This window comes from Geopsychrobacter electrodiphilus DSM 16401, from assembly GCF_000384395.1.
GTDB lineage: Bacteria > Desulfobacterota > Desulfuromonadia > Desulfuromonadales > Geopsychrobacteraceae > Geopsychrobacter > Geopsychrobacter electrodiphilus.
Map to the genome: position 1 here is coordinate 580717 of NZ_ARWE01000001.1, position 12516 is coordinate 593232.

The window sequence follows — 12516 nt, forward strand, 5'->3', positions numbered from 1 at the left end:
GCTTATTCTGTGCTCTCAAAACGCACCGTTTTCGAAGTGCTGCTGTCAGGTGGAATCTCCACATTGTGCAGAATGATCGGCTCGACCCCCTTCGCTGGAACCGGGACAAAAGTTTGCCCCGAGCGCCCATGAAAAACGTCGATCCCCGGCTGGAAACTGACCTCTAAAGGTTGCACCCACAGGTCATAGGTTCCGGGCATAATTTTTATACCATTGTTTAATAGATTGTAGGTCGCACCGACCAGGTTGAAAGAATCATCCGTTCCGGCACGGCGGCCCTTGATGCGCGCTTTGACGGGAAAACCATTGCGCAGCACCGTCAAGGTCAGCTTTGAGGGGGTCGGCGATTTGAACTCCAGCGTTTTTGTCAGAGTTTCACCATCTTTGATGCTCAGCAACAGGTTGCTTCGCTCAAAGGTCGGATACGGGAAAATATCGCTATTGGTAGCACGTCCCCAAATGTGTAAGAGATAGTCCCCTTTAAGCAGTGTGATCTTCACCGGTAGCTGGTGTTCGCCATAAGAGGTTAAGCCGCGTGGATAAATTTTATAGTTGGGCTGATCCGGAAGAGTAATCTGAACATGCGCTCTGACTGGGGGGTCCATAAACAGTGCGTTAAGATCCAATGTCCCCCAGTGTTCCGGGGTGAAGGTTGCCTGCACATCCAGTGTGCGATTCGCGGCAATATCAATAGGCTCAAGCAGCTGTTGACGCTCGGGGCCATAGACCGGCCCATCATTTAGGACGATCAGGTTGGCTCGGTACTGGCCGGGGGCCAGGCTGACAACCAACGGTGGCGACGACGCGGCGGTGGTGAAGATTGTTGACTGACTGTTCCCCGAGCGGAAGATTTGCATCATCACTTTCTGCTCAGTTGCAAGACCATTGACGCCGACCTTCAATTGACCGGCCTGTGTTAAAATGACCTGTTGCGTCGTAACTTTCCCGGGTTGAATCTCTACGATCTCCTGTTGTTCTCCCCCTGCATATTTCTTTGGGTTCAGCCTGAGCTGATAGCGTCCGGCAGGGAGAGGAACATCAACCGTCGAGGTGCTGAATTTGTGGAGCCCATTTTTGGGAAACCCGGTTGAGTTCGACCGACCTCTGGAGTTATCGGCGGCCATCAATGAGTAAAACACCGGATTCTCAGGGGTGGGGCCGACCAGATGCAGAGTCCCTTCACCCTGCACCACTGGCGGCGGCGGTGTCGATGATAGCGGCGGCTCAAAGGTCAAGGTTTGACGAAGAGATTGCCCCTTTTTGAGCGTGACTGTCGCAGTCGGTTCACGAAAGCCCCGATAATCCCCTCTGGGGGACGCGAAAACAAAGTAGCGCCCGGCGGGGAGCGGCAGCAGTAAGGGAGATGATTCGTAATGGGCCTGACGTGCCGGATTCGCCAGCGTATCAGCGACATGGTCCTTGTCATCAAGCGGTTTCACACCGACGATCGCCTCGAGCTTCTTGCCCTTATCTGGTCCTTCCAGGGTCAGATAGAGTTTGCTGTCGGTGGGCAGGAGTTTGCGTCCTGGAAACTTGATTTCATCCATCCCGGGAATACAGGAACTCTGTTCATACGACCGCCCCTTACGAAGCGGATCTGCATCCAGCGCACTCACTCCGGCTTTGCGCCGCGCGGCATATTCATCGACACATATCTGCGGGCACTGACGAGCCTCCCGCCAACAGATGTCCAGGTTAGCGGCATAGGTCGCTGCTGTCGTCTTGTGCGCCTTGAAACAGAGCTGCAGCTCCTTGAAACATCTGTCGTACTCTGCCTGCGGGCCTTGTGGAGAGGATACTGCCAGTAATGGACTGGCAAGGCCCAAAACCAACATCATCACACCTACAATTATTTTTATTTGTCTTTGCAACAAGTGTGGACTCTCTGTCCCTAGCGGGACCCGGGCAGAACGGTCAAAGTCATGGGACCATGGGCTACCAGTTTGCCATTGGAGATAATATTAACCTCATGACGACCGGCATCATTTAAGAATCCCTTCCAAATTAATTTTTCTTTGCACTGCGCACAAGTTCTACCAAGTATTCCATCGCCGAAATTTTCGGGTTATTGGGGAGGTAAACGATATCGACTTCTGAACCTATAGGGGTTTCCTGATAACAATCGTAGGATACATAAATGGTATGCGAAATAGCCTCACCTGATTCTGTTTTGAACACATAACTAATTCTATATCTAGTTACGCCTCTAGAATTAGAACGCAAAATTTGTTGTCGATCACTGACAGTTGCCTTGGATTTTTTACCATTTTTGGACAGTTGAAGTAATTCTTTCCCCCGTTTCCTTGAATAAAGAAACAGCAACACCGGGATGATAAAAATAATAAGAAACCAAAACATACTCATAACCCTCTTTTGGTGTGATACAAAATCTTTGCTTGCATCATAAAAGGCCTGTCATTGAACGATGCGAAGCTGTACGCGCGACAGCTGAAAAACGGTATTTATTTGCCCAAACTTTTCAAAAGAGCTCCCATGCCACCAAGTTGCTGAGGTTTTGAAGGCAGCTCGAATACGGAATTTTGGATATGATCTTTATTCATCGACTGCAGGCGCATAACGTCATCCATTCTCAGCAGGGCCATACTTTTTATGGATGCATCTTGTTGAAACCGATTCGTCGGATCTTCTGCCATCATTCCAAACGAAGATTTACTGATCTCCACAACACCTAAAACCGCCGCCTGTAAATCTTTATCCTGGCCCAGCACGACTTCATGCTGCTTTCCGTGGTCAACAAAGCGATAGACCTTGCCCTTGATGCCCGCAATGGTTTCAGTTTTCCCGGTGTCCTCATATTTGATCGGAGCCTGCTCGCCGGGGTTGCTTTTGCCTCCCTTGCCCATGGCAGCCATCATTCCGGCCAACTGACCCATATCCTGAACAGTTTTGCCGGTAATGGAATAGACCTTGTCATCCAATTTCAGCATACTCATCTCGTGCTTGGCGTTAGCGCTTGCCATATCGACACGAACATGCTGCTTGTCCTTGTAGTGGATGGTCTGCGTGCTGTTGCCTTTAGGCGAGGTCATTTTATAGATTGCCGTCACATCCGCTGACGCAACCTGTGCTCCGCTCATCATGATCGCTGTAGCGACCAGACATAAATAAACACCTTGTTTCATGATCATGCCCTTTCTCATCGTCCGTTGTATCAAGGAAAATTTTTCCGCTGAGTTCGCCAGATCCTCACAATCTGGCCTGATAGCTTATCCTGAGCTCATTGAAACCCACAGCTGACTGTGGCGGGACCAAACGGAGTTGTTTCAAATTTCCCTTCTTTCGTCAGGCTGTTATTGTGCATGAATGCCACATCCTCATCCGCAGTTCGAATCGTTGCGCTTATTTTTGCAGTGCTCGCCATGACCTCCCCGCCACGGCCGCAGGCATATGGCCCGCCAGCCATTTTTACACCATGGCCAGCACGCTCAATGCTGTGCGGGATTGGGGCAAAATGAACCGGAAAAGAGCGTGTCTGCCCTGCGGGAACTGCCGGTATTGTCAACTCCTGTGACATGGAACACAGCGGCCAGGATGCGCATGTCCCGACGCGATTATACTGTGCACCACGACTGCTCCTGGCACTGGTTATGGCCTCTTTGGCACTCATTAAGTTAACGGCCATGGTCATGGGTCGACTATTTTGTGAGCCGTTATTTTTTACTTTTATGGTCGCAGCCAGAGATACGGGGTGGATTGTCCCTTCGTCCAGAGAGCCACCACCATGCCAGGTTTCCGTCAAACGCACAGCATCAATACTGGCAACCTCAAGGTCTATCTTGGGGTCAATCGGGATACGGAAACCATTCGACGGGCCAACCGCGTTGTCGGTCATATTGGCGTCAGTGAACGGGGCGCCATTGACTTTACGTATGGCAAATGCGGGTGCCCACCACATGGAGTTGCTGCGCTGGTCGAAGTGAATATTGTGGTCGCTGCTCCGACTTGAGCTCGGCAAGGTCAGGGTAATAACGGCGGGTAGTTTCTGCCCTGGATTCAGGGTGAGAACGCCAGTGCTGGCGGTTGTCGGGTTGCGACCGACCATGTAGTGGACCCGGACGCTTTCAGTGGTCTGTCCCTGGTTTTCGACCTCAAGCAATGCCATGACCCGTTCGCCGAGACTGCGGTCGATTTGTCCGGAAGGTTTGACGTTGAACTGCTTAAAAGTCAGCTTCAATTGTGCGCGTGTTTGACTGAGTGGACGGACTGTAGGCTTTGAAAGCTTAAACTGTGCCTTATGCGGCACCAAAGACGGGAAGCCACCGGCAAATGCGGCACTCCCACCGCAAAACAAAAATACCAGCAACCAACTCAAAATTAATCTCATTTTTTTCATAATTTTAACCCTCTCGATAGAATATATGAGTCATGCAATCAATTGCGACAGGTGATAGATTCACCCCTCTACATTTAAGCACAGGCCCAAAAAGATCATTTAGGATCAGGATCAAACCCCGGATTAAAGGGCTCAAAACCGATTACTGCGCCATAAGTAATATTTACCGATCCAGCACTCCCTCCATTGAACCGGTTCCCAACACCACGACATTGACCATCTGTGCCCGGAGACTCTGAGCGACCACAATTCCGGCCATTACTGCCGCCACGAGTCGCTCCCGGAGTCGGTGTCGTCGCTCCTGGCTCACTCTGTTGACCACAGTAACTGGAGAGTGTAATCGACGAACCATAGGTTCCACCCAATGTCGTTGAACTCGATGTTCCGGCAGGATTCGGCTGGCTGGCCGGATTTTCACACAGCTGGTGGACATATGAAGTGTCTTTGGTGTTGGCGTCCCACATGGCCTGTGAGCGGGCACGAGCCTGGCACATATTGTAGAGAGCCGTATCGGGGTCGGTTTGCTGGTCGGGGCCGGGGTCTGATGCCCCGCCACCAGCGTTGCCAGCCGCGTTAGACTGTTCACTGTCATGTTCTCTATGCCAGGCACCACAAAAACGCGAGCTGGAACCAGCAGAACAAGCACGATCAACCACGGCGGGGTCTGGATGTGTATTGTCTCCCGGATCCTGTGCATCCTCGAAATGTTTCAAATCTCTGTCTGCCTCATTCACAAAACGAGGGGCACCTGCATTAATAGAGTCACCAACTGCATTGGTGACTGTTGCCGCCGTGCCGAACCCAGGTATTTTACCGGCAACTGTTACAGCAGCGGCGCCAGGGTTGTCATCTGCATGTACAACCGTGTTGGCATCGTCAACAAGGGATGCTCCGGGGATAATCGCAATCAAAAGAGACGAAAGTAATTTATGCCCGGCACGCGACCAGCTGAATTCTCGATCAGAGGGATCCCCCATAGCCATGCCAGGATTCCCTGGGACACTCCGATGCTGGCTTAACGCTCCCTTGCACATCGCATCCATCGTCCGGCCACCAGGGTTGCCACTGAGTCCACCGCCACGAGAAGACCCCCCTGCAGAGCCTCCACCACCCTGGCTGCCTGATGATCGCCCACATACCATCTGAAGCGCCGTTTTATCGGTGCCCGAAATCATGCCTCCGGCAAAACCACCGCCTGCAGAACTGGCGCCGGGGGCACATAGCGGATTTGCCCCCCCGTTCATAAAGCGTTCCCAGGCAACTTGGCCGGCCGGAGAAAAGAGTATCGAATGCTCCCCATCAGATACCTGTAGTTCATAAAGATCCGCGACTTCGTCACCATTCAGGTCAAGGCCAATACGCACGGAACCATCTTTGGTGAAGGTTATATTTCCTGCGAGTTGACCTGCACTGTTCAAGATTTGCTTCGATAGGCTTTTGTCTGGATTTTCGATAACCCACATAACTTGTTTGCGGGCGCGGGATCCCGAACCTGTCTTACTTTGGGTGTGAATTACTTTTTTCCTGCCGCTGTTGCTGAGATCCGGGAGTAAAATTTGACCACGCCAGGATCTGCGTTCCATGCGCCCGGAATTTCCCGAAAAAGCATTTGTCAGTACCTGATATTCAAGCTGCTTGCCGGTCGCAAGTTGTGTTTTCGTCACCTTATCGACCGGGAGCCGATTGAAAAAGGCCCGGGATTTATTGCGGACGTCTTTAACCTTCACAACAGGCGTTGTCTGGACTTCTCTGCGAAGCCCAGCACTCTTTTGAGGGTTAGCACTCAGCGTCCTTAGTTGATTGCATTGCTTGATGTCTTTTGCGTTGAGATAATGCCCAGAGCGCCCGAAGGACTTGATGGGGCCAACCAATGTTGCCAGATTCTGACATGCGCGGACACTGGGTTGCGGCCAGGGGCCGCTGGTTGTGCAGCCTGTCCCACGACAGTCCCAGAAGATTTTTGCCGCATTAACTTTGCCCTGTTTACTCGCATTCTGCACGGTGTTCGCAGTGTAGCGATATATCGGGGGCGTTGTCTTTTTCACCGATAAAGTCCCGACGTTCTTTTGCTGCATCAAAACCGGGTTAGCGATGTTTGCCGCCTCGACGGTTCCCATAAGAAATGTCAGAACAGTTGCAACGAGAAAAAATCCGAGCGGAAACAATGTCCAGGTAGTAATTCCCTTTTTGTCCCCTATCAAAGGCACCATTTGCATTCCTCTGTCAGTCCTAGCGTACAATTTCACCAAAAGTTATAAATCTCCCCAGAACTTCCACCCTGCGTGCTTTACTTCGTCGGTATACACCATCAGGGATATCACTTGGATCTTCCGTCTCTAGCGGCTTCTTACCAAAATCCATTCCAAAGCCGCGACCGTCACTGGTGATCCAATCACCGCCCGATGAATGTCCCGGCCTCAAGTGTCCAACTCCCGTCCACACCATCATTATACGGTTGGCCCACTTTGGCAAACCTGTGAAGGCCAGAGTTGGAATCGTGTCCATTTACCCTCAAATGACATTGCCACGTGGCCATTGGAAAAGTACGGCCCTCAGCCGATCTTAGTGGATGAATTTGTACCTCTACGGTACGGTCGACCTCACCGCTTAACGGTGTGAAACCATCCGTGTACCCATCCCCACGAATAACTATTGAACCGTGGGGTCGGTCATAAGCCGCGCATGTCACCCGATAGCGAGTGTTAAGGAGATGATGCAATTTCACGGGAACGCGAATGATCGCCAATAAACCGGAGGTGTGGGTACGATCATATTCCGCCTTCTCTGCCTTTGCCGCTTCGGCTGCCGCAAGGCCCTCCAGCCCAATCCCAACAGGGCCAAGAACGGCGTGCGCCGGCATGGAGAAACAGAGCATCGTCAGAGATAATAGTGCAAATCTCCTCGTGTAGTGCATCGTCGACTTCGGCTCAACCCGAGCAATGGTTTTATAGACTATCTTCACGACACTTTCCTTCCTGTGATTTCATATTTCATTCTGCAGCACCTCAGCATCTTCAGTATTTTCTTGCCACGCATTTTATCTTCCGGTCATTTCAAGAACCTGAGTGGAGATCACTGTGCGCGATCTAACTGCGTTCGAGCCTGTTTCTAGTCCGGTCATCTCCAACACCTGCATGGATAACACTGTCCTGGAACCGCTTGATGGTGTCACCGCCCTCGCTCCGCCCGTGGCCATTTCCACGTCCGGCCCGGTCATCTCAAGCGGCTGCATGGTTGTCACCATTCTCAATCTGCTCGCGGTCCTGTCCTCGTCCAACCCGGTCATCTCAAGCGGCTGCGGGGAGATCACCATCCGTGACACGCGACCGACTGCTCGTTCAGTTGCCAAGCCACGACCGACCTGATTTTTGTGATTACTTTCGGTTGGTCTGGCCGGAACCCCAAAGGAAAGAGGAGCCTTCGGTGCCCAAGCGCTTTTATTGCTGTAAAGGTTTGTGTTTTGTTGTTTTGGACCAGAAACTTTTCCATCTTTCAGTTTGGGAAAGGCGGCATACGTCCCGGCATTTGATATTATTTTTCTATTGGTTAAATCATTCTCAACTCGCGGAACTATTTGCTGGGAGGATGATCTGTCTTTTCCTGTTCGTGATTTTGGGACGACTCCGATTTTTTTACTAAGGGCTGAGGTCTGAGGGGTAGCCACACGATCTGATAGCTTTTCTTTCACCCGGATGGGTTTTTTACGCATAGATATGTTCGCATTGCAGCGGTTAATATCTTTTTTGTTCAGGCTGACACCGCGTCCGCCATAAGAGTGAATCGCGCCTACTGAACGAGCCAGCGCGTTGCACGCTTCCACCGTGGGTCTAGCCCATGAGGCGCTTGTCGTGCAGCGCGCATCACTGCAGATCCATAGAGTCCCAAATACGTTGACTTTGCCCTGCTGGTGGGAGCGATGTGACGTAACCGCAACATAATCATGCACGAGTGGGCGGACCTGATTCCCTGATAAATTTCCAATATTTTGATTCTGATACAACGCCGGGTTAAGCGTCTTTGCCGCAGCAGCCATGCCCCCAGGCAGTATTGGTGAAAGAACAAACAGGAGCAGTCCCGGAGGTAACAACTTCCAGACTGTTTTTTTTATTGTTCTTTGTATTAAGATCACCATTCGCTATTAATCCATCTATTTGCCCTTGAGGGCGATCTCAAAAGCGCCAACAAAACTCGACCTTTAACGGCGGGGATCCCAACGAATCTTCGCATATCCTTTTCCCTCGTCGTAAACCTTAAGCCGGATACCCACATCGTCACCGTCCCCATCGTTGGTGTTATTCAGCCAGTTCAGGCTAAGAGCACCATCCCGCTGTTGCAACAGGACATTTCCGCCCCATCCGAAAGGTAATCCACCGCGTCCAGGAGGTGAAATATGAACATTGGACATAACGTCACCACAACTGAGACCGACCACGGGGATACGGCGATTGGTGACACGTGATTTTCCATCGACAATATTTTGGGTTCGGTTATTTGCGCAGCGATGATTTATGCTTTCGGGGATCCTGTCGGGAATGCTGATGAGGTTGCCTGCCGCATCAGTTTTCACATGCCAGACGGAGACGCCGTCATGGGGGATACTCGCGTCATAGCCGTAGGCCAAATCGGGGTGACCTCCAGAGGCTCGGATGAATTGCTTCGAGCGATATTCAACAATAAAATATTCCTGAGTATCACGGTGGGGGAAGAGAGGGGAGCGTCTATGCGGGTCGTAAAGAATAATCGGTCCCCCATTATAGGATTCACCATATTGGTCAGAGGGTGCTCTCAACATGGCGGACCCGGGCTCAGAAAGATTAAAAATTCGTGGTTTAATCCAGCCAAGCCTGCTCCTGTGCCAGGGATCCAGGTTGAAGGTTTTATCAAGCACTGCATCGGCAGTCCCCCCCATGAGAGATAAACTCAAACTTACCCCCCCGGTACTCCCATAGATATCGATTGTCCCTAACTGATGGCTTAGCTCATGGGCAACAGTAATCATGTTGGCGCGATGGTCGGCCATAGACACCCCGGAACAAACGGAAATCCTTGGACGTGAGGCCCTCGGCGATGGGACGTCTACACACCCTGGATCCCCCGAGGTTATGCCGCTAAATGCACCGTAATTATCGACCACAAGAATACCCAGCTCGGACTCAGTCACGACCCCGTCAGAATTCTGATCATATTGGCTGAAATCAAAACCCTGTGCTGCAGCAATCTTCTTAACTGAGGACCAGCGTTTATCCAAGGTGCTTTGAGGCGTTGAATCGAGGACAGGGCCAATAATTGTGGCTTTACGCCAGGTAAAACCATGGCCTCCCCGCGACGTATAGGGAGAATAGGCCGAATTGACCGCAAAATATTGAGCAACATTTGGAAAATTCGGACCAAAGATCATTCGGTCGTAATAAGCTATGTTATGGTCAATTCTTGCGGTCGTTCCCTTGCCAGGGGGGGCCTGCAATAACATAACAAGGAGCGGCCTCTCCCCGCGGGCATGAGAATGATCCCCGGAATTGACCATGGTGCCAAACTTAAAGTCTGCAGGAGTAGCAGCTGATTTATGTTGGCGGCTGGGGCAGGTTCGGACTCCAAAGTGCGCCATGACGGCTGACGAAGGTTGATTCGTCGCGTGTAGGGTTAGCGGGAGCGGCAGGTCAGGGTCGAGCCCTGTCGGTGCTTTGATAATTAACTGCCGGTCGGTCCAAGATTGGATCTCGCCTGGCCGGGTTCCGAAGAGTGCCGTATAGCGGGGGGAGCGACTGCCGAAATTGTGGCCGTCAATAACAACACCGCGTCCTGGTCTGACACAAGCTCTAACACGGGTAATCTGCATCGTTGATCGTCCATATGCGGCGATAGCCGCACTGATTTCAGCCCCGGTGATAATTTTCTGATTGTTTTGAGGGTTGCAATCGGGGCCGGACATATTAATGGTAACGGTATATTCAGGGATAAAATCAGCACTGCTGCTGAGATGGGGGATTCGAAAATAAAATGAGCGACTTTGGCCCGGAGCCAGTTCGCCACTAAAGGATCTGTCCCGGGTCCCAGGAATCGAGTGCCCGGATTCCCTGAGTTTTGCCCAGATCGGTCTGGAGTTCAGGAGATATACACCCTGACCGGCGTTAACGACTTCTCCTTCAACTGAGACCTCATAAAACCCGGGGCGTTCTCCCGCCGTAGAAACATGCCCTACACGGATATTCGTTAAGGCCGGATCCGGAGTGGAGCACTGCCTGAGGATTTTTCCGGGGGACTTCAGGTTGATGCCCGGGGTTTTTTCGTTCGGTAGTTGCAGAATTAGTTTATTCGTTTTCAGCGTCGGGAATTTAGGTGTTTTGTATGTTTCAATCGCAAGGGTTGACCGTGCAGAGAGACCGACAACGAAGAGAACCAGCAAACAAATTTTAACTCTTCTACCATGTTTAAAGCTTTTGAATTTCATCGGGCTCGCTTCTCGTGAATTACTTTGGTTCAGCGCAAATTGCGGATAACTTCGTCATTCGACTTGTTGGTCTCCCTTATTGTATCTGCCCCCATTTTTACCGCCTCACTCCTTGCAGCCACATCTTGTTGGAGATGTTCCATTTTATGATCTTTCCCTGAGTTTGTGCGTTCCGCCTTGTCTTTTATCTTCCTGGAAAATCCTTGCACAGAATCAACCGACAGCGAGACATCGCCCTTGAGCTGAGTCAGGAGCGCACGACGCACGATATTAGCGGAAATAGAAACCGTGGTTCCTGCTCGCTCGCCGCATTGGCTATGGTCGTTTTGCATGTTCAAGACATTGAGTGAAAAGGAGGGGAGAGGGTTTGCGCTCGCAAGGATTGGCTCAGACTGCACCTGAACATGAAGGTCGCCTAGAAGGTCGAGGCGCTGATTTGGTTGTACCCGTTGCCTGAACAGTTTCAGGGCGACACGTTTCACGGCGCCGCGCTGCGTCTTTTGAGTCACATTCACCCCGACAACGGCAACGCCAGCTAATCCACGGTTTTGAATAGAGCCATTCAGGAGATAACGGAAAGCCTGTTCCCCAGTACTGGCTCTTTGCGGAACAACACGCACAATGTGTAGTTCTCGGGCCACAAGTTTGGGGCAGCCCTGGACTGCGGGGCCCTTTACCAGAGAAGACACGCCCGTTGGCCTGGCCTGGTGAGACAGCCCTTTCACCGTCGCCGCCGGCAGGTTAATCGCTACAACCCTTCCTGCGTCCGTCAATAAAAGAGACAGGCTCAGCAGGACCAGCATCCCACCGAAACTTAATGCCTTCATTGTGCCCTCCGGTTGAAATAAATTTACCTGGCTTTGAAGCGATTCACTTTACGTTGAAATCTGAAGCAGGGATCTCACCCTCGGTGACGCTGACCAGCACAAAAGACTGGTCGAAACGCAGCAAAGCCGGGTCTTTAATGGTATCCTCAGTGTCCAGATGTTGCAGGAATTCTCCCGATTTCGAATCTCCGGCCATGCCATTGATAACCGCGCCCATTCCCTTACCAACGTCCGCCAGCTGTTTGTTCTGCCCAATGACAGCCTCATGGCTCTTGCCGTTTTCGGTGACTTGAAAAACCTCACCGGTAATACCGGCGATCGTCTCTTTGCGCCCGGTTGCCTTGATCATGATCTGGGGGTTCGAGGATGCAACCCCTGCTTTGCCCATCATCCCTTTAAGCGCGGCATAGGCTGCCGTCATATCAATAACCTGTTTTCCATTGACCAAATACATCTTTTCGCCATTCTTAACCGTAGCCGGTCCCATTTTGCCATAAGACCAATACTCCGAACGGACATGATCTGCGTCATGGAATTTCACAATTTGGAAGTCTGCGGCCTTTGCAATCTTGTATTTTGCTGTGACATCGGCAAAAACCGTTTGGGCAGCGATAATCATCAGTAACGAAAGCATTGAAACAATGAAAACTGAGCGCATTTTTTCCTCCAAATGTAATTTTCGCGAGCATAAACTATTGTTAAGTACATTAATACTATCGAAATAGTCATAATTAAGTGTTAAATTGAAACACTTTAGTTTAACCGCAAATTAGTTATTTACGAAAGCATTTTTCATGTGGAAGTGTCCCCCTTTGAATTCATCAGTCTTAGAATCACTTAGTATTGCGCTAATTTGGGAGAAACACCATTATCCTTAGGTATGAGGC

The 12516-nt window shown here is 51.0% G+C and carries 9 protein-coding genes; all 9 read right to left on the reverse strand.

The annotated features are described in order from the left end of the window. Positions 1-2: 2 nt before the first annotated feature. Positions 3-1838 carry a hypothetical protein gene (locus tag D888_RS0102680; protein WP_156826928.1) on the reverse strand — a complete coding sequence of 612 codons (1836 nt, stop codon included), beginning with the start codon at positions 1836-1838 and terminating at the stop codon, positions 3-5. 166 nt (positions 1839-2004) lie between these two features. Continuing rightward, the gene (locus D888_RS0102685) at positions 2005-2364 is read right to left on the reverse strand and encodes a DUF3592 domain-containing protein (RefSeq protein ID WP_026362180.1); all 360 of its coding nucleotides are present in this window, start codon (positions 2362-2364) and stop codon (positions 2005-2007) included. A gap of 98 nt (positions 2365-2462) precedes the next feature. Then, positions 2463-3149, reverse strand: coding sequence for a hypothetical protein (locus tag D888_RS22835; RefSeq protein WP_020674984.1), 687 nt, complete (start codon positions 3147-3149; stop codon positions 2463-2465). A gap of 89 nt (positions 3150-3238) precedes the next feature. Further along, positions 3239-4354, reverse strand: coding sequence for a hypothetical protein (locus tag D888_RS0102695; protein WP_020674985.1), 1116 nt, complete (start codon positions 4352-4354; stop codon positions 3239-3241). Between the two features lie 95 nt (positions 4355-4449). After that, positions 4450-6564 (reverse strand): DUF8200 family protein, encoded by a 2115-nt coding sequence (locus D888_RS20520; protein ID WP_020674986.1) that lies wholly within the window; start codon positions 6562-6564, stop codon positions 4450-4452. Positions 6565-7391: 827 nt separating this feature from the next. Continuing rightward, positions 7392-8486 (reverse strand): DUF8200 family protein, encoded by a 1095-nt coding sequence (locus D888_RS0102710; protein WP_020674988.1) that lies wholly within the window; start codon positions 8484-8486, stop codon positions 7392-7394. Positions 8487-8549: 63 nt separating this feature from the next. Further along, positions 8550-10802, reverse strand: a complete 2253-nt coding sequence (locus D888_RS0102715; protein WP_020674989.1) for an IPT/TIG domain-containing protein — start codon at positions 10800-10802, stop codon at positions 8550-8552. Positions 10803-10831: 29 nt separating this feature from the next. Then, positions 10832-11629: a hypothetical protein gene (locus tag D888_RS0102720; RefSeq protein WP_020674990.1), complete on the reverse strand. Its 798-nt coding sequence runs from the start codon at positions 11627-11629 to the stop codon at positions 10832-10834. 43 nt (positions 11630-11672) lie between these two features. Then, positions 11673-12287: a hypothetical protein gene (locus D888_RS0102725; protein ID WP_020674991.1), complete on the reverse strand. Its 615-nt coding sequence runs from the start codon at positions 12285-12287 to the stop codon at positions 11673-11675. Positions 12288-12516 lie beyond the last annotated feature (229 nt).

What these genes read in the sequence shown, in the direction of transcription:
- D888_RS0102695 (WP_020674985.1), bottom strand. Translation starts at nt 4,354, where the DNA reads ATGAAAAAAATGAGATTAATTTTGAGTTGGTTGCTGGTATTTTTGTTT.
- D888_RS22835 (WP_020674984.1), bottom strand. Translation starts at nt 3,149, where the DNA reads ATGATCATGAAACAAGGTGTTTATTTATGTCTGGTCGCTACAGCGATC.
- D888_RS20520 (WP_020674986.1), bottom strand. Translation starts at nt 6,564, where the DNA reads ATGGTGCCTTTGATAGGGGACAAAAAGGGAATTACTACCTGGACATTG.
- D888_RS0102725 (WP_020674991.1), bottom strand. Translation starts at nt 12,287, where the DNA reads ATGCGCTCAGTTTTCATTGTTTCAATGCTTTCGTTACTGATGATTATC.
- D888_RS0102715 (WP_020674989.1), bottom strand. Translation starts at nt 10,802, where the DNA reads ATGAAATTCAAAAGCTTTAAACATGGTAGAAGAGTTAAAATTTGTTTG.
- D888_RS0102720 (WP_020674990.1), bottom strand. Translation starts at nt 11,629, where the DNA reads ATGAAGGCATTAAGTTTCGGTGGGATGCTGGTCCTGCTGAGCCTGTCT.
- D888_RS0102680 (WP_156826928.1), bottom strand. Translation starts at nt 1,838, where the DNA reads ATGATGTTGGTTTTGGGCCTTGCCAGTCCATTACTGGCAGTATCCTCT.
- D888_RS0102710 (WP_020674988.1), bottom strand. Translation starts at nt 8,486, where the DNA reads ATGGTGATCTTAATACAAAGAACAATAAAAAAAACAGTCTGGAAGTTG.
- D888_RS0102685 (WP_026362180.1), bottom strand. Translation starts at nt 2,364, where the DNA reads ATGAGTATGTTTTGGTTTCTTATTATTTTTATCATCCCGGTGTTGCTG.